This window comes from Allorhizobium pseudoryzae (assembly GCF_011046245.1).
Lineage (GTDB): Bacteria > Pseudomonadota > Alphaproteobacteria > Rhizobiales > Rhizobiaceae > Neorhizobium > Neorhizobium pseudoryzae.
Genome location: NZ_CP049244.1, coordinates 704,701 through 731,700, shown reverse-complemented (window position 1 = coordinate 731,700; position 27,000 = coordinate 704,701). Strand labels below are relative to the sequence as shown.

The window sequence follows — 27,000 nt, the reverse complement described above, 5'->3', positions numbered from 1 at the left end:
TTTACCGCGTAAAACTCTGAGCGTTGCCGGCATCCACGTTAATGATATTGCCCGTCGACTTTGCCGAAAGATCCGAGGCGAGGAAGTAGATGGCTTCGGCGATATCTTCTGGGAAGACGTTCAGCTTCAGCATCGAACGCTTGCGATAATGCTCTTCCAGATCGGTCACTTCGATCTTCGAAGAAGCGGCCCGTTGTTCGCGCCACTCGCCATTCCAGATTTTCGAACCGCGCAGCACCGCATCCGGGTTCACCGTGTTGACGCGGATACCGGCGTCTGCACCTTCCAGCGCCAGGCAGCGGGCGAGATGGATTTCGGCAGCCTTCGCGGTGCAGTAGGCGGAGGCATTGGGAGACGAAGCAAGTCCGTTCTTGGATGCCACGAAGACCACGTTGCCGCCAAGGTTCTGGCGGCGGAACAGCCGGAAGGCTTCGCGTGACACGAGGAAATAGCCGGTGGCGAGAATGCTGATGTTCTTGTCCCACATGGCAAGCGTTGTCTCTTCCACCGGTGCGGAAGAGGCGATGCCGGCGTTCGACACGAGAATGTCCACGCCGCCGAATTCCACGCAAGCCTCTGCAAAGGCGGAGTTCACCGCATCTTCCTTCGTCACATCCAGTGGCACGGCGCGGACAGCATCGCTGGTGTAACGCTTGACGAAATCGCTCTTCACCGCGTCCAGCGCGTCCGCATCGATATCCGCCAGCACCACGCAGGCACCTTCCGCCATCAACCGTTCGGCTGTCGCCCGACCAATGCCGCCGGCGCCGCCGGTGACGAAGGCGACGCGGCCGGCGAGGCTCTTCGGCTTCGGCATGCGCTGCAGCTTTGCCTCTTCCAGCAGCCAGTATTCGATATCGAAGGCTTCCTGTTCGGGAAGGCCTTGATACTCGGAAACCGTCGAGGCGCCGCGCATCACGTTGATGGCGTTGACGTAGAATTCGCCTGCGATGCGGGCCGTGGCCTTGTCCTTGGCAAAGGAAAACATGCCGACACCCGGCACCAGGAAGATGACCGGGTTCGGATCGCGCATTTTCGGTGAATTGTCGTGTTTACAGGTCTCGTAGTAGCGGGTGTAGTCCGTGCGATAGTCTTCGAGCGCCTTGTCGAGCCCCGCGATCGCCGCATCCACGTCCGGCTTGGCCGGATCGAAATCGAGGATCAGTGGACGGATCTTGGTGCGCAGGAAATGGTCCGGGCAGGAGGTGCCGAGCGCGCCGAGCGGCTTCAGGTTCTTCGAATTGACGAAGTCGAGCACGGCATCCTGATCGTCGAAATCACCCAGCTTGCGCTCTGCCTTGCCGATACGGCCACGGATTTCCGGCATCAGTTTGGCTGCAATGGCCCGACGCTGGTCGGAAGGCAGGCTCTCAGTCGCTGCACCGCCGAAAACTGTCTTGCCTTCTGTCTCCTTGGCGAACCACTCGATCGCCTTGTTGATGATGGCAAGCGTCAGTTCGTAGCAGTCCTTGGCGTCATTGGCCCAGGTGAACAGGCCGTGGCTTTCCAGCACCACGCCCTTGGCCGTCGGGTTGGCCTTGACGAAGGCTTCGAGATCGAGACCGAGCTGAAAGCCTGGGCGGCGCCAGGGCAGCCAGCCGATTTCGGAGCCGAAGATCTGTTGCGTGAGTTCCTTCGAATTCTTCGAGGCGGCAATCGCAATGATCGCGTCCGGGTGCATGTGATCGACATGCGTGAAGGGCACGAAACCATGCAGCGGCGTATCGATGGAGGCGGCGCGGGGGTTGAGGTTGAATGTACAATGCGGCAGGAAACCGACCATGCGGTCTTCATCGTGGACACCCTGATAGATGCCTTTCAGAGCTTCCAGCTTGTCCTGGTAAAGCGTGGCGAAACCATCCAGCTTGATGGTCCCGACATCGCCGCCGGAGCCCTTGACCCAGAGCACCTGAACCTTCTGGCCGGTCAGGGGGTCGGTTTCCATAACCTTCGCAGAGGTGTTGCCGCCGCCGTAATTGGTAATGCGCTTGTCGGCGCCCAGCAAATTGGAGCGATAAAGCAGCTTGCCGGGCTCATCGAGCTTTTCGGCATAGGCGTCATCCCAACGGTTTTTGAGAAGGCGGGGTTGACCCGACATGGAACAGTCCTCCCAGGTATATGTGCGCTTCACGTTCAGCGTGAAGCATTTCCTCTGGAAGCAGGATATCGCGCATGCCGATGCCGCTTGTCAATCATAAACGATCAATAACGTCCATTGTGCGCTGCAGTATAATCTTTTCTGATCGTTTTTGATTGACAGGATCAAAACCTTAAGAATAAATCAACGTCAGGAGGACCCCATGCACGAACGTGAGCGACATCGCATCATCTTGAGCGCCATCCAGGAAAAGCCTGTGGTGACGGTGCAGGATATTGCCGAGTTGACCGAGGCATCCGAGGCGACGATCCGGCGGGATATTGCCGCTCTTCATGTGCAGGGAAAGCTGCGCCGCGTGCGCGGTGGGGCGGAAGCCGTGCATCCACCGCAGCAGGGCCATCTGGCGGCGCGCCCGTTCCGGGTGTCGGAATCAGTCAATATCGACAAGAAGCGCGCAATTGCGCGCGCCGCGGTGGAACTCTGCGAGGAAGGCGATTCCGTCATCATCAATGGCGGCACGACGACGTTCCAGATGGTGCATTTCATGTCGGCGCGCCGGCTGCAGGTGATGACGAATTCCTTCGCCATTGCCGAGCATCTGGTGAAGCAGTCGAAATGCACGGTCTCGGTGCCGGGTGGCGCGATCTATCGCGATCAGAGCCTGATCCTGTCGCCCTTCGAAAATGATGCGATCCGCAATTTCTATGCGCGGCGCATGTTCATCGGCGCGCAGGGCATTTCGTCCCATGGCGTGATGGAGCCGGATGCGCTGGTCATCCAGAGCGAGCAGCGCCTCATGCGCCAGGCGGACGAACTGATCGTGATGGTCGATTCGAGCAAGTTCAATCGCCGCTCAAGCATGATCCTCTGCCCGCTCGACAATGTCTCGACCATCATCACCGATGATGGCGTCTCGGAGGAGGCGGTCGCCATGCTGGAGGGGGCGGGCGTGAAGGTTCTGACGGTGAAGCCGATGGCGGCACCGGTCAAGGAGGAGGCTTCCTCCGTCGCGTGAAAGAGACGCGGCCGGGGAAGGAGAAAACAGTCTTTTACTTTGGGAGGAGTGAAACATGAAACTGACAAGACGTCATTTGGGTGCAGCAGCGCTGGCGCTGGCCGCATCGGTCTCGATGGCCGGCCTGGCATCCGCCGCGGATATGAAGATCGCGCTGGTGGTGAAATCGCTCGGCAACGGCTTCTTCGAAGCCGCCAACAAGGGCGCCGAAGAGGCGGCCAAGGACCTTGGCGGCGTGCAGATCATCTATACCGGCCCGACCACCACCACGGCGGAAGGCCAGATCGAGGTGATCAATTCGCTGATCGCGCAAGGGGTGGACGCCATCGCCATCTCCGCCAACGATCCGGATGCGGTCGTGCCGGCCCTGAAGAAGGCCGCGCAGCGCGGCATCAAGGTAATTTCCTGGGATTCCGGCGTGGCGCCCGCCGGCCGCATCATGCACCTCAACCCGTCTTCCAATGAGTTGATCGGCAAGATGTGCCTGACGCTCGCCAAGAACCATCTGCCGGACGGCAAGGGAGACTTCGCGATCCTGTCTGCCACCACCACCTCCACGAACCAGAACACCTGGATCGCGGAAATGAAGAAGCAGCTGAAGGATTTCCCCGGCCTCAACCTCGCCACGACCGTCTATGGTGACGATCTGGCCGACAAAAGCTACCGCGAAGCGCAGGGCCTTCTGAAATCGCAGCCGAATGTGAAGGTCATCGTGGCCCCGACAACGGTTGGCGTTCTGGCTGCATCCCAGGCGGTGAAGGATGCCGGCAAGATCGGTCAGGTGTATGTCACGGGCCTCGGCCTTCCGTCTGAAATGGCGGGCGCGATCAAGTCGGGCGCGACGAAGGAATTCGCCATATGGAACCCGATCGACCTCGGCTATTCGGCCACGCAGATCGCCTATCACCTCGTCAAGGGTGATGCGACGGGCAAGCCCGGCACCGAGGTGAAGGCCGGCCGCATGGGCTCGATCAAGATCGGCGAGAATGGCGAAGCCGCGATGGCCGATCCCTTCGTCTACAACGCGTCGAACATCGACCAGTTCTCGAAGATCTTCTGATCCGTACGTTGTGAAATTCCCCCTCTGGCCTGCCGGCCATCTCCCCCACAAGGGGGGAGACCTCTTGTGGCATCGCTCAGTGTGATGCCGCGAGGGTGAGGCAGGTGAGCCCCTCCCCCTTGTGGGGAGGGGTTGGGGAGGGGTCTTTGGGTGAAATCAACAATGAATGCTGTCGCGCCGATGACCCATACCCGACCGCTGGCCGCCGAGGCTCCGATCCTGGAGATGCGCGGCATTAGCCAGATTTTTCCGGGTGTGAAGGCGCTGGATCAGGTGTCCATCAGCCTCTATCCGGGGCAGGTGACGGCGCTCATCGGTGAGAATGGTGCGGGCAAGTCGACGCTGGTCAAGATCCTCACCGGCATCTACCGCCCGAGTGAAGGCGAGATCCTGCTCGACGGAACGCCGGTCCACTTTACCAGTGCCCAGGCCGCCATCGATGCCGGCGTGACGGCCATCCACCAGGAAACCGTGCTGTTTGACGAGCTGACGGTGGGGGAAAACATCTTCCTCGGCCATGCGCCAAAGACGCGGATCGGCACCATCGACTGGCGCACCATCAACACGCGTTCGCGTGAACTGCTCCATCAGTTGGAAAGCGAAATCGACCCGACGATCCGGCTGAAGGACCTGTCGATTGCCCAGCGGCATCTGGTGGCGATCGCCCGGGCGCTGTCGGTGGAGGCCCGTATCGTCATCATGGACGAGCCGACGGCGGCGCTGTCTCGCAAGGAGATCGACGATCTCTTCCGCATCGTCGAAGGGCTGAAGCGGCAGGACAAGGCGATCCTCTTCATCAGCCACAAGTTCGACGAACTCTATGAAATCGCCGAAAACTTCGCCGTCTTCCGTGATGGCAAGGCGGTGGGGCATGGTCGCCTGAAGGAAACGCCTCAAGGCGAGATCGTCCGCATGATGGTCGGTCGCGACGTGCATGATGTGTTTCCGAAGATCTCGGTCGAAATCGGTGACACGGTCCTGTCTGTCATGGGCTACAGCCACCCCACCGAATTCCGCGATATCTCGTTCGACCTGAAACGCGGCGAAATCCTCGGCGTCTACGGGCTGATCGGTGCCGGTCGCTCCGAGCTTTGCCAGTCTCTGTTCGGCATCACGCGCCCGTCCTCGGGGCGCCTCACGCTGGAAGGCAAAACGGTTGAGATCCGCTCGGCGCAGGATGCGATTGCGGCCGGCATCGTCTATGTGCCGGAGGAGCGAGGGCGCCACGGGCTGGCGCTGCCCATGCCGATCTACCAGAACATGTCGCTGCCATCGCTCGCAAAAACCTCGCGTTCCGGTTTCCTGAAGGCGGCGAACGAGCTGAAGCTGGCGCGGCAATATGCCGAGCGGCTGGATCTGCGCGCCGCCGCCTTGTCCGTGCCGGTCGGCACGCTCTCCGGTGGCAACCAGCAGAAGGTGGTGATCGGCAAGTGGCTCGCCACCCAGCCGAAGGTGATCATCCTCGACGAGCCGACCAAGGGCATCGACATCGGCTCGAAGGCTGCAGTGCACGGCTTCATTTCCGAACTTGCCTCCCAGGGCCTGTCGATCATCATGGTCTCGTCCGAACTGCCGGAAGTGCTCGGCATGTCGGACCGGATCATGGTGATGCGCGAGGGGCTGATGGCAGGCCTTTACGATCGGTCACAGGCCACGGCGGAAGTGCTGGTGCGCGCCGCGACCGGCAATGCGTGAGGGTGCGTGATGACGAAACTTCTCAAAAGCCGCGAACTGCTGTTGTCCGGCATCATCATTCTGATGATCGCCGGCTTTGCAACGCGCGCAGACGGCTTTGCCGAACCCGGCAACCTCGTCAACATCTTCAACGATACGTCGATCCTCATCATCCTGGCGCTGGCGCAGATGACGGTCATCCTGACGAAATCCATCGACCTTTCAGTGGCCGCCAATCTTGCCTTCACCGGCATGGCGGTCGCCATGACCAATGCGGCCTTTCCGGATCTTCCGCTTGTCGTCCTCATCGTCATGGCGCTCGGCATCGGGGCCACTCTCGGGGCCATCAACGGCTTTCTCGTCTGGATCCTGCAGATCCCGCCGATCGTCGTGACGCTCGGCACGCTCACCATCTATCGCGGCATGGCTTTCGTGTTGTCCGGCGGCGGTTGGGTGAATGCGCACCAGATGACACCGACCTTCCTGAACGTGCCGCGCACGGTGGTTCTCGGCCTGCCCATCCTCTCCTGGGTCGCCATTCTCGTTGTACTCTCCATGGGCTTTCTGCTCACCCGTACGCCCTTCGGTCGTTCGGCCTATGCCTCAGGCGGCAATCCGACGGCAGCCGTCTATGCCGGCATCGATATCGGCCGCACCCGCTTTTTCGCCTTCGTGCTGTCCGGGGCCATGGCGGGGCTCTGCAGCTATCTCTGGGTGTCACGTTATGCGGTCGCCTATGTGGATATCGCCGCCGGTTTCGAGCTGGACAGTGTCGCGGCCTGCGTGATCGGCGGCATTTCGATTGCCGGTGGCATCGGCTCCGTGGCCGGTGCCGTGCTGGGCTCACTGTTCCTCGGCGTCATCAAGAACGCATTGCCGGTGATCGGCATTTCGCCCTTTGCGCAGATGGCGATCTCCGGTGTCGTCATCATTCTCGCCGTCGTCTTCAACGCCCGCGCGGAGGCGAAGAAAGGCCGTATCATCCTGCGCGATCGGGCAAACGCTGAGGTGCCGGCATGAGCGACGTGAACCCATCCTCCAGCCGCCGTGTGATCCCCGACCGGCTCGGCACGCCTGTCAGCCGGATCCTGTCCAGCTGGGAAGTGCTGCTGTTTGCTGTGGCGGTACTGATCTTCATCGCCAATTCCTTTGCCTCGCCCTATTTCCTCGACGCGTGGAACCTGTCGGACGCGACGTTCAACTTTACAGAAAAAGCGATGATCGCCTTTGCCATGGCGCTTCTGATCATCGCCGGCGAGATCGACCTCTCGGTGGCCGCGATCATCGCACTCGCTTCCACTGCCATGGGCGCCGCGGCGCAGGCCGGAGTCGACACTCCCGGGCTGGTTGCCATCGGGCTTGGTGTCGGCCTGCTGTGCGGTGCGTTCAACGGCGCCCTGGTCTCGGTGCTGAAACTGCCGTCCATCGTTGTCACCATCGGTACGATGAGCCTGTTTCGCGGCATTTCCTATCTGGTGCTGGGCGACAAGGCCTATGGATCTTACCCGGAAAGCTTCGCCTATTTCGGCCAGGGCTATCTTTTCTGGGTCTTTTCCTTCGAGTTCGGTCTCTTCCTGCTCTGTGCTGCGGTTTTCGCCGTGCTGCTGCACGCCACGAATTTCGGCCGCCAGGTCTATGTGATCGGCAACAATGAGTTTGCCGCGCGCTTTTCCGGCGTGCCGGTGGAGCGGGTGAAGTTCATCCTGTTCCTGCTGACGGGCCTGATGAGCGGCATCGCGGCCGTCTGCCTCACCTCGCGGCTCGGCTCCACGCGGCCCTCCATTGCACAAGGCTGGGAACTGGAAGTGGTCACCATGGTGGTGCTGGGCGGCGTCTCGATCCTTGGCGGGGCGGGCACGATTGCCGGCGTCGTCATCGCCGCCTTCGTCATGGGCCTCGTCACCTTCGGGCTGGGTCTGTTGAACGTGCCGGGCATCGTCATGTCGATCTTCGTCGGGCTTCTTCTCATCATTACCATTGCGCTGCCCATTCTGGCGCGCCGCATCAAGCAGGCTTCCAAGTCATGACGCTCGAAAAATACGCCTTCAAGATGAAGCTGAACCCCGGCATGCAGGCCGAATACAAAAAGCGGCACGACGAGATCTGGCCGGACCTGGTGGAGCTGCTCGCTCAGGCCGGCATCAGCGATTATTCGATCCACCTCGACCCGGAAACGAACATCCTGTTCGGCGTGCTGACACGACCGAGGGACCACGGCATGGCAAGCCTGCCCGAACATCCGGTGATGAAGCGCTGGTGGGCGCATATGGCGGATATCATGGAAACGAACCCCGACAACTCGCCGGTCGCGGTCGATCTCGTGCCGGTCTTCTATCTGCCATGAGCATGGCAAAGCGCATTGCCGTTCTCGATATCGGCAAGACCAATGCCAAGGTGCTGGTGCTCGATTGCGCCACCGGCGAAGAGCTCGATGTGCGCCGCCGCCCGAACACCGTGATCGCCGGTGATCCCTATCCGCATTATGACATCGACGGGTTGTGGGATTTTCTGTGCACTGCCCTGCGCGAGCTTAATACTGCGCCCGGCTTCGATGCCATCTCCATCACCACCCACGGTGCCTCCGGCGTGCTGCTGGATGAAGCGGGTGATCTGGCGTTGCCGGTTTTGGATTATGAACATGAATACCCGGCGGAGATCCACGCCGCCTATGCGGGGCTGCGGCCTGCCTTTGCCGAGACGTTTTCGCCTGCCTTGTCCGGGGGCCTCAATCTCGGCGCCCAGATCCATTTCCAGAAGACCGCGTTTGCGGCTGCGTTCGCGCGGGTGCACACTATCCTCACCTATCCGCAATACTGGGCCTACCGGCTGACGGGCATTGCGGCCAACGAGGCCACCTCGCTCGGCTGCCATACGGATCTCTGGCTGCCGGGGGAGGGGGTGTTCTCGTCACTGGTGGACAGGCTCGGCATCCGTGAGAAGATGGCGCCCGTCCGCTCCGCCTTCGATGTGCTGGGACCAGTCCGGCCGGATCTGGCGACCGAGCTGGGTCTGAACACACCGGTTCCCGTCTCTTGCGGAATCCACGATTCCAACGCGTCGCTGCTGCCGCATCTGGTGGGGCGCGAAGCGCCGTTTGCCGTGGTCTCCACCGGCACCTGGGTGATCAACTTTGCCGTCGGCGGTGACCTCGACCATCTCGATCCGGCGCGGGACACGCTGGCCAATGTCGATGCCTATGGCCGTGCGGTGCCCTCGTCCCGGTTCATGGGCGGGCGCGAATTCGAGCTGCTGACGGCGGAGATCGGGGGGCTGGATCAGGAGGCGGCACGCGCCGCACTGCCGGCGGTGCTTACCCGCTTCATCATGCTCACACCCAATCTTGCTAGCGGTTCCGGCCCCTATCCGGGCCTGAAAAGCGCGTGGTTCGACGCGGAAACGGCCAGCGTTGCGGAACGGTGGGCGGCCGCCTGCCTCTATCTGGCGCTGATGACGCAGACATGCCTTGACCTGATCGGCGCGAAGGGCCCGGTTCTTGTCGAAGGCCCCTTCGCGTCCAATGAGGTTTATCTGGAGGTGCTGCAGGGTCTGTTGGGCCGGCCCGTGATGGCGGTCAGCGGTTCCACCGGCACCAGCCAGGGCGCCGGGCTGTTGGCCGGGGTCTCTCTCTCAAGCCCGTCCCGTACGATCTCCGACTATCCGGACAGAGAAGCAATTCAGGCCTATGCCCAGCGCTGGAAAAAGGTTCTGGCATCGCGCTAAGAGCCTCAGGCCGGTGCCACCGGTCTCCAGCCGTCGTAAAGCGCATTATCTTGCCCAAGCGGCAGGCGAATGATCCGGCCCGTGCGGGCGGAGGCATAGCAGGCGGTGATGAGTTCGGCTGAGTGGCGTGCCTCTGCCAGCGTCGGGAGGTAGAGATCCGGTTCGCCGCACCAAGCCCGATGCACATCGGCGAAGAAGCCGGGAAAACGGGGTGGAACGGGTGGCGTGTCGGCCACCACCGCGTCGATCTCCGCTTGACGGGCCGGATCAGCCGCGGTGAAACGCCAAGGGGCGGAACACACCTCGTAAGGTTCGTCGCTGGAGGCGATCGTCGCGCCTTCGAAGCAGGCACGGAAGCGCGAGAGATTTCCGGCGGAACCCAGCGTCAGCGAGGAGGTGACGAGGGCACCTTCCGCGGTTCGCATATTGATCGCCGCGCAATCCTCCGTCTCGATGGGGTTGACGCGGGTGTCGAGGAAGGCGGCGACCTCCACCACATCGCCAACCAGATGCGTCGCCAGATTGTGCAGATGGCTGGCATGGCTGACGATGACGCCGCCGAGTTCGCCGGCCCAGGTGCCGCGCCAGGCTTCGGCATAATAATCGGCGCCACGCTGCCAGTGCGTCTCGATCGACAGAACCAACGGTCTGCCGAGCAATCCTGCACGCTTCAGGGCATCGGCGGCGCGGTAGCTCGTGCCATAGCGATACTGGAACACCGGAAACACGCGGCGATCCTGCGCCTGCGCCGTGGCGATGATCTCATCGACCTCCGCCAGCGAACCGGCGAGCGGCTTTTCGCAGATCACATGCTTGCCGGCCTTGAGTGCCGCCAGTGTGACGGGCGCATGCAGCCTGGGCGGCAGGCAGATATCGATGAGCGGGATGCTCGGATCGGCGAAGATTTCCTGTAGATCGGTCACCACCCGGGCGCCGGGAGCAAGGGCTGCTGCGGCGGCAGCGCGCTCCGCATTGAGGTCGCAGACGGCGGCCACCTGGAAGGCCTCCGGCAACTGATTGTAGCCGATGACATGCGCACGACCGATGCCGGCGCCGATCACGGCGACCCGAACGCGCTCAGCCATGGATCTCGGCCTCTTCCGCAAGCACTTGCGCATCAAGCGCGAGCTTCGTGGCGAGGAAGGCATGCGCCTGCGTCATCGCGGTCTCCGTGTGGTTCTCGATATCGGCGGCGAGCCGGTTGAAGAACGGCGTGCCTTCGCCGCTGGCCTGGAACCGCTGGACACCGGCCCTGTCGGCGAGGAAGACATGATCCTTGCCGGGCTCCCCTGCGAGATCGATGTATTTGCGCAGTTCGAGGTAACCGTCCGTTCCGAGAATGGTCATGCGGCCATCGCCCCAGGTCGGCAGGCCGTCGGGCGTCAGCCAGTCGACGCGGGCATACCCGCGGCCTCTATTTCCCTCCAGCAGCACCTCGCCGAAATCCTGAAAATCCGGCCGGTCTGGATTGGCGACATTGTCGATGCGGGCGGAGAGGATGCGGGCTTCGGTCGAGCCGGTAAAATGCAGGAACTGGTCGAACTGGTGGGCGCAGATATCGGTGAGGATGCCGCCGGTCTTGTCCCTGTCCCAGAACCAGGCGGGCCGTAGCGGCGCATTCAGCCGGTGCGGGCCGAGCCCCACGGTCTGCACCACCGTGCCGATCCGTCCCTCCGCAATCAGCCGGTCGGCAAGCGTCGCGCTCTCGACCGAGACCCGTTCGGAGAAGGAGACAATCCAGCGCCGACCGGTCTCGTGCGCGCAGGTGCGCAGGTCCTCCAGCTGCCGATGCGTCGTGCAGCCGGGCTTGTCGACAAGCACATCCTTGCCGTGCCGCATGGCCTTCAGGGCGATATCCGCCCGCTCGCTGTTGATGGCCGCGGTCAGGATCAGCTGGATGCTCTCGTCTTCCAGCAGCGCCGCCTCTTCCAGCATCGGCGCCTCGGGAAAGGCCTCGCCGAAATCCTGCAGCATCTTCAGCGGCGTGGCCGCACTCGTCGTCCAGCCGACAAGTTCCGCACCCGCCTCCCGCATGCCGCGGGCCATGCCGAGGATGTGGTTGTGATCGATGCCGATGATGCCGAAGCGCAGGGGGAAGGCCATGTCGTCCTCTTTAGATCTTGATGCCGCGGGCCTTCAGCATCGATGGGATATCGACCACTGAGCCCGTTTCGATCGAGGCATTGGCGGCAATGCCGGTGAGGATCGACCAGGCGCCTGCGACATGGTCGGAGGCGCGGTTGTAGCGGTCCGGCTCCATCGTGTCCGGCGCAAAGATATAGCCCAGCATCACCGGATCGGCGCCGCCGTGATGTCCTTTCGCCTTCGGCACATCGAGCAGACGCGGTGGTTCGCCCGCCAGATGCAGTTCGGTCGTGATCGCGTCTTCATCCGCATGCGCCCGCTCGCCGCCGAAGACGCCGTGCACTTCCACGTGGCGGTGGGTAATGTCGCCCTTGGTGCCCTGGAACTTGATCTCCAGCCCTTCCCATGGAGAATAGGCGGTCAGTGTGTAGTTTGCTGTCACCCCGGAGGCGTAGCGGATATGCGCCTGCATCGTATCCTCGATGCCGATCTCCTCGTCGAAGACGCAGAGGTCGCGGAAATAGCCGTCCTCGTGTTCCGCCTCGAGATACAGTTCGCGCAGCGCCGCATCCTTCGACATATCCAGTTCGAAATCGCATTTTGCGGCCACGGGACAGTTCGCACAGCGGGCGCCGCGATCGGCAAGGCCCAGCGCAACCGCCGTTTCCGGCCGGTAAAAGGCGCGCCGCCCGGAAGCCAAAACCTGCGTCGGCTGCGAGCCGAGCCACCAGTTCAGCAAATCGAAATGGTGCGTGGACTTGTGTACGAGCAGGCCGCCCGAATTTTCCTTCTGGCGGTGCCAGCGGCGGAAATAGTCGGCGCCGTGCACCCGGTCCAGATGCCAGCGGAAATCCACCGCCGTCACGGTGCCGATCGTGCCGGAGGCGATCAGTTCGCGGATCTGCGTGCGGGCCGGGGAATAGCGGTAGTTGAAGGTCACCTTGACCTGACGGCCTGTGCGTGCCTGCGCATCAATGATCATCTTCAGTCGCGAGAGATCGATCGTCAGCGGCTTTTCGCAGATGACGTCACAGCCCGCCTCGAAGGCGCGCACGATGTAATCGGCATGCAGAAAGTCGGGCGTGGCGACAACCACGGTATCCGGCTTCTGTTCGGCAATCAGCCGGTCAAAATCATCGGCAAGATAGGTGGCGACACCATTGGTGCCGGGCTGGGAGGCGGCCTTGGCGCTTTCGCTGAGGCGGTGCGGATTGACGTCGCACAGCGCCACGATCTCGTGGCGATCGGCATAATCGTCGAGCACGGAATCGCGGAACATCTTGTGCCGCGAGCCGCATCCTACAATCGCAATTTTCACTGGAGTCTGCTTTCATTCTGGATGGGTTCGACGCGTTGTCCGGCGGCGTCGAAATAATGGAGGTCGTTTCGGTCGAAGCCGATGGAGACGGTCTGGCCCGATCGATAGCTCGTCTTTCCATTGTCGCTGACCAGAAGCACCTGGCCGGAAGCGAGCGCAATGTGGAGGAGGCTTTCGTTGCCGAGATATTCCACCAGGCGAATGGTCCCGTCCGTCACCACCTCGCCACTCCCGATGCGGACGGCACCGGGGCGTACGCAGAGCGTCAGGCTGTCGTCGGCACTCGGTAGGGCGGGAAGGGCGAAGGATGGCAGGCCGGGTACCGAGGCCATGGCAGTGCCACGCGTGCGCTCCACCTTCGCCTGCAGCATGTTGATCTTCGGCGAACCAATGAAGCCGGCGACGAAGAGGTTCTGTGGCCGGGTGTAAAGCTCTTGCGGCGTGCCCACCTGCTCGATTTTCCCGGCGCGCAGCACGACAATGCGGCTCGCCATGGTCATGGCTTCCACCTGGTCATGCGTTACGTAGATCATGGTGGTGCCGAGCCGTGCGTAGAGCGAAGCGAGTTCTGCGCGCATCTGGACGCGCAGCTCTGCATCGAGGTTGGACAGCGGCTCGTCGAACAGGAAAAGCTGCGGTTCGCGCACGATGGCGCGACCGATCGCGACGCGCTGCTTCTGACCACCCGAGAGCTGCCGCGGCTTGCGGTCCATGAGTTTCTCGATCTGCAGAATGCGGGCGGCTTCCGCCACGCGCCGTTCCATTTCCGCCTTCGGCATCTTGAAGTTCTGCAGGCCGAACGCGAGGTTCTTGGCCACCGACATATGCGGATAGAGCGCATAGGACTGGAAGACCATCGACAGTTCCCGCTTGGAGGCGGGCAGGTCGTTGACGATCCGGTTGCCGATGGCGACCGTGCCGTCGGTGATATCCTCCAGTCCGGCGATCATCCGCAGCAGCGTCGATTTTCCGCAGCCGGACGGCCCGACGAGGACGAGGAACTCGCCGTCGTGGATGTCGAGGTTGAGGCCCTTTATGATCGATAGTGCGCCGTAGCGTTTGCCAACGTTTCTGAGCGTCAAGCCAGCCATGTGAGAGAGATCCTTACTTCATTCCGGAGGTGGCGATGCCACGCACGATCAGTTTCTGGAACAGGACGAAGAAGATCACGACCGGCACCAGGGAGAGAACGGACATGGCGAACATCTGACCGTAGGCGGACTGGCCTTCCTGATCGAGGAAGAGGCGAAGCGCGAGCGGCACGGTGTAGTTCTTGATGTCGTTGAGGTAGATGAGCGGAGCGAGGAAATCTTCCCAGGTCCAGATCAGCGAAAAGATCGCCGCCGTGCCCATGGCCGGCAGCGACAGCGGCAGGATGATCGCCCAGTAGATCTTGAAGGGCGAGCAGCCGTCGATCATCGCCGCCTCGTCGAGTTCGCGCGGCAATTGCCGGAAGAACTGCACCATCAGGAAGATGAAGAAAGCTTCGGACGCCAGGAAGCGCGGCACGACGAGCGGCAGATATGTGTCCACCCAGCCGAGCTTCAGGAACTGAACATATTGGGGAATGAGGACGACATGATAGGGGATCATCAGCGTCATCATCATCAGGGCAAAGAAGAAGCTGCGGCCGGTGAACTGCAGTCTTGAAAAGGCATAGGCCGCGAAGGAGCAGGAGACAAGATTGCCGATCACCGACAGCACCGTGACGATTGCCGAGTTGATGTAGAAGGTGGTGAAGGAGATCGGCAGCGCCGTCCAGCCCTTCGTATAGTTCTCGAACTGGAGGCTCGACGGCCAGAGCGTCAGGCTGCCGAAGATCTCGTTCTCCGGCTTGAAGGACGAGGCGAGCAGCCAGAACAGCGGATAGAGCATCACGGCGGAAACGCCGATTAGGAAGACGTGTTTGAGGATGCGCCCGTTGCGCTCGCGCTTGTCCCGCTGGAGACGCAGAACATGGGCGTGGCGTGCCGCTTCTTCCATTTGCGCGTCGAGCGCCGCACCGGTCGCCATCGCCGGCGCGATTTTTCCGTCCAACTGCGGGGAAAGCTCAATCGCGCTCGTTTTCATAATGCACCCAGTATTTCGAGGTCAGGAAGGCGATCGCGGTAAAGGCGCCGATGATGAGGAGCAGCACCCAGGCAAGCGCCGAGGCATAGCCCATGCGGAAGAACTTGAAGGCCTCGTTGAACAGATAGACGGTGTAGAACAGCAGGCTGTCGGCCGGTGCCCCCGTGCCGTTCGAGATGATGAAGGCGCTCGAGAAGGTCTTGAAGGCCTCGATTGTCTGCAGCACGAGATTGAAGAAGATGACCGGTGCCAAAAGCGGCAGCGTGATGCGGGTGAACTGCCGCCATTTCGGCGTGCCGTCGATCTCGGCTGCTTCGTAGAGGTCCCGCGGGATGCCGCGCAGGCCGGCAAGAAAGATCAGCATCGGCGAGCCGAACTGCCACATGGCCAAAATCACCAGCGTGTAGAGCGAGGTATCCGGATTGGTGATCCAGGCGAGACCCTCGATGCCGAAGACGGCAAGCACCTGGTTGACCACGCCGTTCTGTTCGAACAACTGCCGCCAGAGAATGGCAATCGCAATCGAGGCGCCAAGCAGCGAGGGAAGATAGAAGATCGCGCGGTAGAGACCGATCGTGCGCAGGCCCTTGTCGAGCAGCATGGCAACGCCGAGCGCCATGATGAGGCGCGCCGGCACCGCCAGCGCCACATAGGTGAAGGTGACATCCAGCGCCTTCCAGAAGCGGCGGTCGCGGGTGAACATGTAGACGTAGTTGTCGAACCCGACCCAGCGCGGATCGCTCACCATGTCGTATTTGGTGAACGACAGGTAGAGTGAGGCGAGGATAGGCCCGAGCGCCAGCAGGAAGAACCCCAGCAGCCAGGGCGAAAGAAAGATGTAACCCGGCGCATTGCGCGCGATGAAGCGTTTGATCAACGGTCGGACCTTCCGGTGGCGGAGACGTCCGGGCCGCTTCGCGCGGCCCGGCTGGCATTCAAGGCACGCGCCGGCTCAGCGGGCCCGTTCGACGATGGCCTGGGCATCATCGACGAACTGCGTGGCCGCATCCTTCGCCTTGGCGCGCCCCAGCACGACATCGGTTCCGATGCGCATGAAGGCATCACGCACTTCGCCGGCACCCTTCGGCGCGGGAAGCGGCAGGTCGCCGACTTTGCTCTGGATGGCGTCGAAATAGGCGACGGAGAGCTTTTCCACGTCGTTCAAGCCCGGCTGCAGGGCGGCACGCACCTTCGGCGAGGCGGGAATGCCGCGTTCGAGGCCGAGGATCTTGGTGATCTCCGGATCGGTGACCCAAGCATTCATGTAGGCGATCGCCGAGTCGGTATCCTTGGCGTCACGCGATAACGACATGAACATCGACGGCTTGATGAACTGGCCGGGCTTGCCGCCCTTCTTGTGCGGCACCATGGCGGCGCCGATCTTGTCCTTGGCCGCCGCCTGGATGCCAACAAGCTGGTTCGACCAGAAATGCGACATGGCGGTATCGCCGACGGCAACGCCGGATTCGACGATCGGGATGTCGAGGATCACCGTCTTTTCCTTCGCGCGCACGACGTCCTTTTTGCGCAGGTCATCCCAGAACTGCCAGTAGCTTGCCACATCGTCGACGGTTGCCGCGACATTGCCGTCCTTGTCGTAGAATTCATGACCGTTCTGGCGCGTCCAGGATTCGAAGACCTCGATCATCAGCGACAGATCGTCAGACCCCTTCACCTTGCCGCCGGTCTTCTGGGTGATCTGCTCGCTCGCCTTGGCAAAATCGTCCCAGGTCCAGTTGATCAGGTCGGCATCGATACCCGCTTCCTTGAAGACGCGTGTATTGTGCACGATCACCTGGCTGTTGGAGCCGATGTTGAGCGCGTAAAGCTTGCCATCGACCATGCCGCCGGAAATCGGACCCTTGTCGAAATCCTGGATCATCAGGCTCTTGCCGACATAGTCGTCGAGCGGCTTCAGCGCTCCGCGGCGCACATATTCGAACAGATAACGGTAGTCCATCTGTACGAGGTCCGCCATGTTGCGGCCCGCGGTCTGGGTGGCCATCTTCGTCCAGTAATCGCCCCAGCCGATCGTCTCGCCGGAGACCTTGATCGTCGGGTTGGCGTTCTGGAACACGTCGATGACGGCAAAGGTGCGCTTGTCACGCTCCGGATTACCCCACCAGTAATGGCGGATGGTCTTGTCCTGCGCGAAAGCCGGAAGGGCAGTCAGCGTCGAAGCCGCGAGGCCTGCGGCGGCGGTGCCGAGAAGCCCCCGTCGGGTAAGCTTGGTCATGTCTTTTCCTCCTCCAAAGGTTGCCGGACAAGGCGGCTCTTTCGCCCTTCCGAATGCGTCTGTCGGGCCCTCCACTCCTCCTGGACGGTCCTCCTGCATGTCCCGGATCTGCGCGGTGCCTCAGATGTGGCTGCGCAGCAGTTCCGTCAGGCAGAGCATGGCCATCGCCTGCCCGTAAGGCATCGAGGTCAGCTTGATCTGCCGGTAAAAATCGAGGTCATGGCCCATCGCGGTGCCGAAGGAGACCTGGGTCAGCTCCCCTTCCGGCGAGATCCTTTCCACCACGCCGCGCATCGCCCGTTCGGCCGTCTCGCGGTACTCCGGGCCGAGATAGCGCTTGCGCACGCTCTTCATCAGGCCATAGGCAAAACCCGCGGTCGCCGAGGCTTCGAGATAGCTGTCCGGATCATCGATCAGCGTATGCCAAAGTCCGGATGCATGCTGGTGCTGCTTGAGGCTCGCGGCCTGGCGGCCCAGCAGCGAGAGCAGATGACGGCGCAGGAAATCGCCCTCCTTCAGATCCAGCAGTTCGATGAACTCCGGGATTGCTATGGTGATCCAGCTGTTGCCGCGGGCCCAGCGGGCGCGGGCGAAATTGTGGTTGCCGTCAAAGGTCCAGCCGTGGAACCAGAGGCCCGTTTCCGTATCGAGAAGATACTGGGCGTGGACCAGGAACTGGTATTTCGCCTCCTCGACATAATCCGGGCGGTTGAGAACAAGGCCGATCTTGGCGAGCGGCAGCACGCTCATCATCAGCGTGTCGTCCCACATCTGCTGATCGTTGACGCTGTTGTAGACGATGTGCTGCAGGCCGCCCTCCCGGGTGCGCGGCATCTCGTGCATCACCCATTCGGCCCAGGTGTCGAGATAGGGCAGAAAGCGCGCCTCGCGGGTCATTTCGTAGAGATGCGCGAGCGTCAGGAAGGGGGCGACCGTGTTGATGTTCTTTGTCGGCGTACCTTCGGCCAGCCGCTCGTCGAACCAGCCGGTGATGGTCTTCAGCGCTGCCTCGCTGCCGGTCAGCTGCCAGTATTTCAGCAGGCCGTAAAGGGCGATGCCGTGCGTCCATTCCCATCCGGCCCAGCCCTTGGTGTCGATCACCCGACCGTCCTCGAGGCGAAGCAGGAACTCGCCGGTCTTGTCCTCGATATGGACCAGATTGTCCGTCAGTCGCTCGATCAGATCGCAAACGTCCGCGCGCTGGATGAAATGCTGTTTCTGCCTCAGCAGCGGATGCATGTCCCGATCCCCTTCCACTGAAAATATTTTCGGAACGACGTTTCAAAAATCAAGAAATCACACTCCGGATGGCTTTTCAATGGCTAATTTTGCGGTAGGTTGTGTTGGTGTAAGGCGACACCAGCATACGGATATCGGCAGTGCTGGCTGCTTGACAGAGCTTAGACAAAAATCCAGAATTCGATTTCGAAAAATGTAGAACGCATCCATGGCCGACCCACACGTCAAGACCGATAACGTCGCTGCAGTTCTCAAGGTCTTTGCCGTCCTTGAGGCCCTGGTGGAGGAGAAGCGCGTCAGTCTGGCCGATCTTGCCCAGCGCGCCATGACGTCGAAGACCACTGCGCACCGCCTGCTGCAGACGATGATCGAGCTCGGTTATGTGGAGCAGGACGCCGACACCGAAAAATACGGGCTGACACTGAAGCTGTTCAGCCTGGGCGCCCGCTCGCTGAACGATCAGGCGGATCTTCTGCGGGTGGCGGATCAGGCCATGGGAAAGCTCTCCCGGGCGACCGGCGAATCCGTCAATCTCGGCATTCTCGACGAGCGCGACGAGAAGGTCGTCTACATCCACAAATACGATTCCGCCTTCAGCCTCTCCATGAAATCGACGCTTGGCTTGCGCAATCCGCTGCACAGCACCTCGCTCGGCAAGGCGCTGCTGGCCTGGCGTGACGAAGACGAGATCCGCGACCGCATGAAGCGGATGGATTTTGCCAAACGGGCGCCGCGCACGCTGACGGATGCAGAGGCTCTGATGGCGGATTTGAAGCTTGCCCGCAGCCGCGGCTTTGCCGAAGAGATCGAAGAAAGCGAAGCGGGTGTGCGCTGCATGGCAACGCCGATCTTCAATCACCTCGGCAAACCCGTCGCCGCCATCTCGATCTCGTTTCCGCTTTTCCGCTTCGATGAAGCCCGTCGTCAGGATTATGTGGACCTCCTGACGACGGCGGGGCTGACGACATCCACTGCGCTCGGTTACCATCCGGCCTGAAACAGCCCGTCCATCCTCCGGCTGGTTCAGCTTGAGAACGCAACTGGTCTCGCATCAGTCCCTTTGCCAGTACCAGGCCAGATAGCTGGTGCCTTTGGCCCGTCCCTTGGACTTTACCAAGGGGCGAAGCGCGCGGATGTCCTCCTTCTCGCAGGCAATCCAGATGTACCGGTCGGCGGGGGCGGCGGCGATCGCCGCCTCTGCCGCGTTGCGAAGCGCGTTTTGCCCGTCTGTCGTTTCCCGGTGAATCCATCGGACGCAGACGTCGGCCTTAGAGGACACCGGTTGCTCTTCATCCGCGTCCATCACTTCGATGATGGCTTCGGCAGTGCTTCCCTCCGGCAGATCTTCCAGAATGCGCAGAATGGCGGGAAGTGCAGTCTCGTCACCGATCAAAAGCAGCGATGACGCGTCCGGCCGTCCGCCGCCGCCGGGCCCCATAAGCGCGATCCGATCGCCCGGTCGCGCATCGCGGGCGAAATCCGCACCGGGTGTCGAAATGCCCGGCATCGGATGCTGGAAGAAATCGATCCAGAGTTCGCCTGTCGCCGGATCGACTTTGCGGATCGTGTAGGCCCGAGCGACGAGTTCGTCCTCACCCTCCGGCCAGGCAATCCGCCCGTCGTCGCGAACCCCAGGCCAGACCGGTGTCCTGTCTGCAGGCGGGATCAGCACGCGCACATGCATGTCGCCGCTGAGGAAAGGGGTCACATCCGCGCAGGCAAACGTCACGCGGCGCATATGCGGCGTGATGTCTTGCGCGCCCGTCACCGTCACGTGGTGGAGGTTGCCGAGCGGCCCGAGCGGGGCCGGCGCCGACCATGTGAGGTCGAGCGGATCCTCGCCGGCGAAATAGAACATGTGCTCCGCCAGGATGATCCGCGCCGTCTGCAGCGCCTGGTCCGAGGGGCATGCGAGATCGATCAGCAGTTGATCACCAAAGAGGCGGATCTCCGTTGTCGCCTCGTCGTTTTTCATCACCACGACATCGTCCACCCGCGAGACATTCGCGTGTTCTATGAAGTGCTCGCAGATCTGGTCCAGCATCTGCCGTGCATCGTTGGGAATGGCGGTTCCGGAAAGCGTAAAGGGCGCGGAGATCGTCATCGGTTTGCCTCCTCGGGCAGGCGGTCGGTCGTTGGATTGGTCGAAGGCGGGGCAGTTCTGATGGCCCGCATCCGGTGACGGCCGATCGGGACCATCATCGGGCGGCCGGATGTGGGGTCGGTCATGATCCGGCTCTTCTGGCCGAAGACGGATGTGACCATCGCCTCTGTCAGCACATCCGAAGGGTCACCGGACACGTGGATCTTTCCCTTCACCATGGCGACGAGAAAGTCCGCGTAACGTGCGGCAAGATTCAGATCGTGCAGCACCATCACGATGGTTGTTCCGCGCGACTGGTTGAGGTCGCAGAGCAGATCGAGGACTTCCACCTGATGGCTGATGTCGAGAAATGTCGTCGGCTCGTCGAGGAGCAGGAAGCTGGTCTTCTGTGCGAGCGCCATGGCAATCCAGACGCGTTGCCGCTGGCCGCCCGAAAGCTCATCGACGGGCCGTTCGGCGAGATCGGCGATGTGCATCAGGTCCAGCGCTTCGGCGACGGCCTCTTCATCTTCGCGCGACCAGCGCGAGAAGAGCGTCTGGTGCGGATGGCGCCCGCGGCTGACCAGATCGGCAACAGTGATCCCCTCGGGAGCCGCGGGAGACTGCGGCAGGAGACCCAGCCTCCGGGCGAGGTCTTTCGGCGGTGTGCGGTGAACAGACTTGCCATCCAGCAGAACCTGTCCCGATTGCGGTGTGAGGAGCCGAGACAGGCTGCGCAGCAGGGTGGACTTACCGCAGGCATTGGCGCCGACTATCACCGTGATCCTGCCGGTGGGGAACTGCAGGCTCAAGTCGCTCAGGATCAGGCTCTCGCCATAACCGGCGGCGACCTCGTCTGCGATGAGGCTGGAGAACGTCATGCGGCACCTCCCGTCCGATGTGCGCGAATGATGAGATAGATCAGATAAGGGGCGCCCAGCGCGCCGGTCACGACACCGACCGGGTAACGGCCGGGCAGGAGGAACTGCCCCACGTAATCTCCGCTGAGCACGAGAACGGCGCCGGTGAGGGCGGCGGGAATGATGGCCGAGCCGCTGTTTGCAACCAGCCGCACCGCAATGGGGCCGGACAGGAAGGCGACGAAGGCGATCGGCCCCGTGACTGCCGTAGCAAATGCAATCAACCCGACGGCAGCAATGATGACCGCGACGCGCGTGCTCGCCAGAGAAACGCCGAGGGCAGCGGCTGTATCGTCGCCTAGGCTCAGAACCTCGAGGTTCTTGCGCAGGCCAAGCAGCAGGCTGCCGAAGCCGAAGAGGGCAATGAACAGCGGCAGGCCCTGGCTGAGACGCGCGCCGTTGACGCTTCCGGTCAGCCAGCGCATCGATTCCTGCAGCGTCCAGGCATCCGCCGTCGTCAGCACGTAAGCGATGAAGCTCTCCAGCATCGCCGACATGCCGATGCCGATCAGGATCAGCCGAGCGCCGGCCACGCCATCGCGGAACGCCAGTCCATAGATCGTCAGCGCGATCAGCAAGCCGGCAAGCACGGCAAACATCGAGACCAACAGCCCGGACCACGACAGAAAGACGATGGCGAAAACCGCGGCGGCGCTGGCGGCCGAACTGATGCCGATAATGTCCGGGCTTGCGAGCGGATTGCGCAGCATGATCTGGAAGGCGACGCCACCCAGGCCGAAGCAGAGACCCGAGAGGGTGCAGAGAATGGCGCGCGGCAGGCGCAACTGACCCACGGTGAAGGAGAGGCCGGCCACGTCTTTTCCAAGCGCCCAGCCTATCAGATCGCCGGGTGGTGTAACCGACTGGCCGACCATGAGGGTCAGCAGGAAGAGGACGATGACGAGTGCCAGAAGCCCGAGTGTCACCCGGCGATGTCGGCTGCGGCGCTGCTGCCGGCTGGCGGCGACCAGGGTCGCCGTGGCGGAAAGGCTGCTCACAATTCCCTCACCTTCTGGCGCCGCACGATCCAGATGAAGACCGGCGCGCCGATAAAGGCGGTGATGATGCCGACGTCGATTTCGCCGGGACGCGCGACAATGCGGCCGGCAATATCGGCGGCAGTCAGCAGGATCGCGCCGGAAACGGCTGAAAACGGCAACAGCCATCGATGATCGATGCCGACGATGAGCCGGCAGGCATGCGGAACCACCAGTCCGATGAAGCCGATCGGCCCGCAGATCGCGGTTGTCGCGCCGCATAGCAGGATGGCCGCCAGCGCAGAGAACGCCCTGGCGCTCGCAACACGCTCGCCAAGACCCGTCGCGAGTTCGTCCCCGAGGGCCAGCGAGTTGAGCTTGCGGGCTGTCACGAGACTGATGAGGAAGCCGAGGGCAAGGAAGGGTAGCACATGAGACATGCGCTCGAACGTGGCGCCGCCCACGCCGCCGATCTGCCAGGAGCGTATGCCGCCGGCAATATCGTTCCTCGGCAAGACGATGGCAATGACCAGCGAAGCAAAGGCGATGGAGGTGGCAGCGCCCGCCAGCGACAGCTTGAGCGGCGTCGGGCCGCCGCGGCCAAGCGAACCGATGGTAAAAACAAAGGCCGAGGTTCCCGCGGCGCCCAGGATCGCTGCCCAGATATAGGCCTGTGAGGAGCTGATATTGAACCAGGCGACGCCCATCACCACGGCAAGGGCTGCTCCGGTATTGACCCCAAGCAGTCCGGGATCGGCGAGCGGATTGCGTGTCATGCCCTGCATGATGGCACCGGCGACGCCGAGTGCCGCACCGGCGAGGACAGCCAGCACGGTGCGCGGAATGCGCACCGCAACGGAAGCCTCACCAATACTGTCGATCCGGCCTGCAAGCGCCGAGACGATGTCGCCCCAGCCAACATCGCGCGTGCCGATGCAGATCGAGAGGATGGAGACCGCCAGAAGAACCGCAGACAATGCGGCAGCCAGGGCCAGTTTCCGTCGTCCTGTGGCGTGACGAGCGGCCGGCAAAGCCGTCGTTATGGTCCGAGGGGAGGTCATTTTGCCTTCAGGGCGGCCGCGTTCAGCAGCTTCATGTAATCGTCGAGAACCCAGGAAATCGACAGCGGGGTCGGGTTGGCCGCCGTGCCCAGTGGATTGCGCCCCAGCATCACGATCGCCCCGTGTTCAACGGCCGGCATGCGCGACAGCAGCGGGTTGGCCTTCATCGCTTCAATGAGACGCTCGTCGCCATAGGTCACCAGGATATCAACGTCGGCGAAGGTGTCGATCCGTTCGGCACTGATCGAGCCGGAGAACCGGCCGGATCCTGAGGCTTCCACCACGCTTTTCGGCATGGCAAGTCCGAGATCGCGGAAGAACTGCACGCGGCTGTCATTGGCGGTGTAAAAATTGACGATGCTGAGATTGGTTGCGTCCAGATGCGTGACGAACATGGCCGATGTGCCGGCAAGTGCCGGATACTTCGCCTTTTCAGTCTGGATCTCGGCCTCGATCCTGCCGATCAGCGCTTCGCCTTCCCGCGGCATGCCGAGCCCGAGACTGTTGATGCGGATCATGCTGCGCCAATCCGTTGCCCAGGGCGCCTTCGGATAGGCGACCACCGGTGCGATCTGGCTCAAGGTGTCATAGTCGTTCTGGCTGAGGCCGGAATAGGCGGCCAGGATGACGTCCGGTTTCACCGCGGCGACGGCTTCGAAATCGATCCCGTCGCCTTCATCGAAGAGCACGGGTGTCGCAGCGCCGAGTTCCTTCAACCGCGCTTCTGTCCAAGGCAAAAGCCCGTCGCCGTTATCATCGCCGAAATTGGCGGCGGCGAAGCCGACAGGAACGATGCCGAGCGCCAGAGGCACCTCATGATTGGCCCAGGCGACCGTTGCGACACGGACCGGCTTCTTCTCGATGACCGTGGTGCCGAAGGCGTGCTGGATGGCGATCGGGTAAGTCACCGCATCCTGCGCCAGCACAACGGGCACAAGGCCGAAGGACAGGAAGAATGCGATGGCGCCAGCGAATAGGCAGGCAAGGCGCTGCATGGGCAGATCCTCTCAGCAATTTAAGTTGACTTGAACTTTCAGGTTCACGTTGGCGCGTCAACGCCAAACCGCTTGGGCGGAGCGAGGGATCATGAAGTTTCCGTGGTTTCTTTCAAAACCAGGAATTCCTACAATACTGGAGCGCTGATATCAAGTTAACCGAGAACCAGGGATATCGGGGGCCGGCGATCCATCATCGGCAAGCGTGGGACGAGCGGGTTTGCGGCGGTCTGACGCGTATTTGGCTCCTGCCATTCCTGACATCTTTGCACAGTCGTCTGCAGGGAAGGCGGCTCAAATTCCGGAATCTGAATGATGCACATCGAACGTTTGGACAAGACCAGCCCATGGGGCAGGGGCCGCGCTGCATTGCTGCTGGGATGTACGGCTCTTGTCGCCCTCCAACCTCTCACGGCCTTTGCGCAGGATGACGGGACGGGCGAAGGCACCGTGCTGGAGCGCATCACGGTCCAGGGCGCGCAAGGCGGAACCGACAACGATTCCCGCTCGATCGTCGCGACCACGACCACAGGCGCAAGCAAGATCCCGACGGCGATCCTCGATACGCCGGCCTCCGTCTCCGTCATCACCGCCAAGGAAATGCAGCAGCGCAATGCTTCGTCCGTCGAGGAAGTCCTGCGTTATACCGCCGGTGTCTCCACCGATTTTTACGGCTCCGATGACCGGTTCGACTATTTCAAGATCCGCGGCTTCGATGCCTATGTCTATCGCGACGGGCTGATGATCGGCGACCCCTTCGGCGGCATCCGTGAGGAGGCCTATGCTTATGAGCGCGTGGAAGTGCTGAAGGGGGCAAGCTCGACCACCTTCGGTGTTTCCGATCCCGGAGGGTCCGTCAACTTTGTGACGAAGACGCCGAAGAGTGAGCGGTTCGGCGAGGCATTTGTCAGCGGCGGTTCCTACAATCGCGCCGAAACCGGCGTCGATTTCGGCGACAACATCACCGAAGACGACACGCTGTCCTACCGATTGACGGCCAAGGCCCGGAAATCGGATGCGGAGTACGACTATTCCCGCGACGACGAGAAATTCCTCATGGGTGGCCTCACCTGGCGCCCGACCGACATGACCAGTCTCAGCATCGTCTATGATCACCTGAACAAGGATGGCGTGCCAGGTAGCGGCGGGCATCCGCTCGGCACCAATTTCGATCGCAGCCGCTTCTTCGGCGAACCGGATTACAACTACCGCGGCACGAATCGCAATTCCGTCAGCGTCATGCTCGACCACGATTTCGGCTCCGGACTGACGCTGGGGGCAAACGCGCGTTACAGCAAGACCAACAGCGATTTCGGCTACGCCTACATCTCCTCGACCCCGACCAACGGCTCGACCACGGCCAGCCGGTCCTATTTCGGCAATGACCAGTCGGTCGAAAACGTCGCGGTCGATACGCATCTGCAATATGATACGAGCTTCGATACGGTCGACAGCCGCAGCCTCGTCGGCTTTACCTATTACCGGACGAAAACCGACAACAAGAGCTATTTCGGCGCGGCACCCGGCATCGACTGGCTCCGCCCCGTCTATACGGGCCGTCCGGCCGCGGTGCCGCTCTACCAGAGCCTGAAGACCGACCAGGATACGAAGGCCGTCTACGTCCAGCAGGATCTCACCTTCGCCGACAAACTGATCCTGTCGGGGAGCCTGCGCAACGACTGGCTGGACACCGAGCAGACCAACATGCTGTCTGGCGTGCGCACCCAGGGCGATGTCAGCGAACTCACCAGCCGGCTTGGTCTCACCTACCGCTGGACGGAGGAATTCGCCACCTATGCCAGCTACTCGGAATCTGCCGTGCCCTCCTCGATCAACGTCGAGCCGGAGCGCGGGCAGCAGTACGAGGTGGGCGTCAAGTACCAACCCCTGGAGTTTCCGGCGCTGTTCAGTGCGGCCGTCTACGACCTGACAAAGACCAATATCACGCGCACCGATCCGGTGACCAACCTGCAATCGGCCATCGGCGAAGTGCGTGTCCGCGGGGTCGATCTGGAAGCCAAGGCAGAAATCAACGAGAACTGGAGCCTCACCGCGGCCTACTCCTATCTCTCGTCCAAGATTGTCGAGAACGGCACGCAGGGCAATGAAGGCAATGAACTCGCCTTCGTTCCGCACCACATTGCGTCTCTTTGGGCGACGTACTCGCTTCCCGGCGATGGAAAGCGCGGCGACATGACCTTCAGCCTCGGCGGGCGCTATTCCTCATCCTATTATTTCGATGACGCCAATACGCTGTCCACGGGCGGCCACGTCGTCTTTGATGCGGCGGCCACCTACAAGCTGGCACAGAACACGTCGCTCGAGTTCAATGTCGCCAACCTGTTCGATGAAAAGCACCTGGATTATGGCGGCTTCGGCGCGAACTTCTACAATCCCGGCCGAACCTTCAGCCTGACCCTGCGCCAGACCTGGTAGAACATCTGCGTTG

23 protein-coding genes are annotated in these 27,000 nt (G+C 62.0%); 9 read left to right on the top strand and 14 right to left on the bottom strand.

The genetic code is table 11. The features are described from left to right. Position 1: 1 nt before the first annotated feature. The gene (locus tag G6N78_RS22250) at positions 2-2,098 is read right to left on the bottom strand and encodes a bifunctional rhamnulose-1-phosphate aldolase/short-chain dehydrogenase (RefSeq protein ID WP_165224055.1); all 2,097 of its coding nucleotides are present in this window, start codon (positions 2,096-2,098) and stop codon (positions 2-4) included. A gap of 202 nt (positions 2,099-2,300) precedes the next feature. Here G6N78_RS22250 and G6N78_RS22245 point away from each other — a divergent pair, with 202 nt between their 5' ends. From G6N78_RS22245 to G6N78_RS22215, 7 genes are all read left to right on the top strand, one after another. Then, a complete protein-coding gene (locus tag G6N78_RS22245; RefSeq protein ID WP_165224052.1) occupies positions 2,301-3,113 on the top strand; it encodes a DeoR/GlpR family DNA-binding transcription regulator in 813 nt (270 codons plus the stop codon). A 55-nt stretch (positions 3,114-3,168) separates the two neighbouring features. Then, positions 3,169-4,173 carry a rhamnose ABC transporter substrate-binding protein gene (rhaS, locus tag G6N78_RS22240; RefSeq protein WP_165224049.1) on the top strand — a complete coding sequence of 335 codons (1,005 nt, stop codon included), beginning with the start codon at positions 3,169-3,171 and terminating at the stop codon, positions 4,171-4,173. A 162-nt stretch (positions 4,174-4,335) separates the two neighbouring features. After that, positions 4,336-5,868 (top strand): sugar ABC transporter ATP-binding protein, encoded by a 1,533-nt coding sequence (locus tag G6N78_RS22235; RefSeq protein WP_165224046.1) that lies wholly within the window; start codon positions 4,336-4,338, stop codon positions 5,866-5,868. Positions 5,869-5,877: 9 nt separating this feature from the next. Further along, positions 5,878-6,867, top strand: a complete 990-nt coding sequence (locus tag G6N78_RS22230) for an ABC transporter permease (protein ID WP_165224043.1) — start codon at positions 5,878-5,880, stop codon at positions 6,865-6,867. Continuing rightward, positions 6,864-7,874 carry an ABC transporter permease gene (locus G6N78_RS22225; protein ID WP_165224040.1) on the top strand — a complete coding sequence of 337 codons (1,011 nt, stop codon included), beginning with the start codon at positions 6,864-6,866 and terminating at the stop codon, positions 7,872-7,874. The genes G6N78_RS22230 and G6N78_RS22225 overlap by 4 nt, the downstream gene beginning before the upstream one ends. Next, complete coding sequence (gene rhaM, locus G6N78_RS22220; protein ID WP_165224037.1) at positions 7,871-8,191, top strand: L-rhamnose mutarotase; 321 nt, start codon at positions 7,871-7,873, stop codon at positions 8,189-8,191. The genes G6N78_RS22225 and rhaM overlap by 4 nt, the downstream gene beginning before the upstream one ends. Further along, positions 8,188-9,567: an FGGY-family carbohydrate kinase gene (locus tag G6N78_RS22215; protein ID WP_165224034.1), complete on the top strand. Its 1,380-nt coding sequence runs from the start codon at positions 8,188-8,190 to the stop codon at positions 9,565-9,567. Before rhaM ends, G6N78_RS22215 begins: the two co-directional genes overlap by 4 nt. Positions 9,568-9,572: 5 nt before the next feature. On the opposite strand, the gene G6N78_RS22210 is transcribed toward G6N78_RS22215, so the two are convergent. The 8 genes from G6N78_RS22210 to bglB all read right to left on the bottom strand — a co-directional run bounded on the left by G6N78_RS22210 (position 9,573) and on the right by bglB (position 18,515). Beyond that, positions 9,573-10,652 (bottom strand): Gfo/Idh/MocA family protein, encoded by a 1,080-nt coding sequence (locus G6N78_RS22210; RefSeq protein WP_165224031.1) that lies wholly within the window; start codon positions 10,650-10,652, stop codon positions 9,573-9,575. Next, a complete protein-coding gene (locus G6N78_RS22205; protein WP_165224028.1) occupies positions 10,645-11,670 on the bottom strand; it encodes a Gfo/Idh/MocA family protein in 1,026 nt (341 codons plus the stop codon). The genes G6N78_RS22210 and G6N78_RS22205 overlap by 8 nt, the downstream gene beginning before the upstream one ends. Before the next feature lie 10 nt (positions 11,671-11,680). Beyond that, the gene (locus tag G6N78_RS22200; RefSeq protein ID WP_234906013.1) at positions 11,681-12,931 is read right to left on the bottom strand and encodes a Gfo/Idh/MocA family protein; all 1,251 of its coding nucleotides are present in this window, start codon (positions 12,929-12,931) and stop codon (positions 11,681-11,683) included. Between the two features lie 35 nt (positions 12,932-12,966). Then, positions 12,967-14,061, bottom strand: coding sequence for an ABC transporter ATP-binding protein (locus G6N78_RS22195; protein WP_165224022.1), 1,095 nt, complete (start codon positions 14,059-14,061; stop codon positions 12,967-12,969). A gap of 13 nt (positions 14,062-14,074) precedes the next feature. Next, positions 14,075-14,845: a carbohydrate ABC transporter permease gene (locus G6N78_RS22190; RefSeq protein WP_234906093.1), complete on the bottom strand. Its 771-nt coding sequence runs from the start codon at positions 14,843-14,845 to the stop codon at positions 14,075-14,077. Positions 14,846-15,020: 175 nt separating this feature from the next. Beyond that, a complete protein-coding gene (locus G6N78_RS22185; protein WP_165225393.1) occupies positions 15,021-15,914 on the bottom strand; it encodes a carbohydrate ABC transporter permease in 894 nt (297 codons plus the stop codon). A 78-nt stretch (positions 15,915-15,992) separates the two neighbouring features. Beyond that, the gene (locus G6N78_RS22180) at positions 15,993-17,276 is read right to left on the bottom strand and encodes an ABC transporter substrate-binding protein (RefSeq protein WP_165224019.1); all 1,284 of its coding nucleotides are present in this window, start codon (positions 17,274-17,276) and stop codon (positions 15,993-15,995) included. Positions 17,277-17,396: 120 nt separating this feature from the next. Continuing rightward, the gene (bglB, locus tag G6N78_RS22175; protein WP_165224016.1) at positions 17,397-18,515 is read right to left on the bottom strand and encodes a beta-galactosidase BglB; all 1,119 of its coding nucleotides are present in this window, start codon (positions 18,513-18,515) and stop codon (positions 17,397-17,399) included. A gap of 208 nt (positions 18,516-18,723) precedes the next feature. On the opposite strand from bglB, the gene kdgR reads away from it, so the two are divergent. Continuing rightward, positions 18,724-19,512, top strand: coding sequence for a DNA-binding transcriptional regulator KdgR (kdgR, locus tag G6N78_RS22170; protein ID WP_165224013.1), 789 nt, complete (start codon positions 18,724-18,726; stop codon positions 19,510-19,512). A gap of 54 nt (positions 19,513-19,566) precedes the next feature. On the opposite strand, the gene G6N78_RS22165 is transcribed toward kdgR, so the two are convergent. Genes G6N78_RS22165 through G6N78_RS22145 form a run of 5 tightly spaced genes read right to left on the bottom strand, consistent with a single transcriptional unit; the run spans position 19,567 to position 24,551 of the window. Beyond that, positions 19,567-20,619: a siderophore-interacting protein gene (locus G6N78_RS22165; protein WP_165224010.1), complete on the bottom strand. Its 1,053-nt coding sequence runs from the start codon at positions 20,617-20,619 to the stop codon at positions 19,567-19,569. Then, positions 20,616-21,479 (bottom strand): ABC transporter ATP-binding protein, encoded by an 864-nt coding sequence (locus tag G6N78_RS22160; protein WP_165224007.1) that lies wholly within the window; start codon positions 21,477-21,479, stop codon positions 20,616-20,618. The genes G6N78_RS22165 and G6N78_RS22160 overlap by 4 nt, the downstream gene beginning before the upstream one ends. Then, positions 21,476-22,516: a FecCD family ABC transporter permease gene (locus G6N78_RS22155; RefSeq protein WP_165224004.1), complete on the bottom strand. Its 1,041-nt coding sequence runs from the start codon at positions 22,514-22,516 to the stop codon at positions 21,476-21,478. Before G6N78_RS22155 ends, G6N78_RS22160 begins: the two co-directional genes overlap by 4 nt. Beyond that, positions 22,513-23,556 carry a FecCD family ABC transporter permease gene (locus G6N78_RS22150; protein WP_165224001.1) on the bottom strand — a complete coding sequence of 348 codons (1,044 nt, stop codon included), beginning with the start codon at positions 23,554-23,556 and terminating at the stop codon, positions 22,513-22,515. The genes G6N78_RS22155 and G6N78_RS22150 overlap by 4 nt, the downstream gene beginning before the upstream one ends. Further along, the gene (locus tag G6N78_RS22145) at positions 23,553-24,551 is read right to left on the bottom strand and encodes an iron-siderophore ABC transporter substrate-binding protein (protein WP_165223998.1); all 999 of its coding nucleotides are present in this window, start codon (positions 24,549-24,551) and stop codon (positions 23,553-23,555) included. Before G6N78_RS22145 ends, G6N78_RS22150 begins: the two co-directional genes overlap by 4 nt. A 315-nt stretch (positions 24,552-24,866) precedes the next feature. Between G6N78_RS22145 and G6N78_RS22140 the strand changes: the two genes are divergently transcribed. Then, a complete protein-coding gene (locus tag G6N78_RS22140; protein ID WP_370691549.1) occupies positions 24,867-26,987 on the top strand; it encodes a TonB-dependent siderophore receptor in 2,121 nt (706 codons plus the stop codon). Positions 26,988-27,000 lie beyond the last annotated feature (13 nt).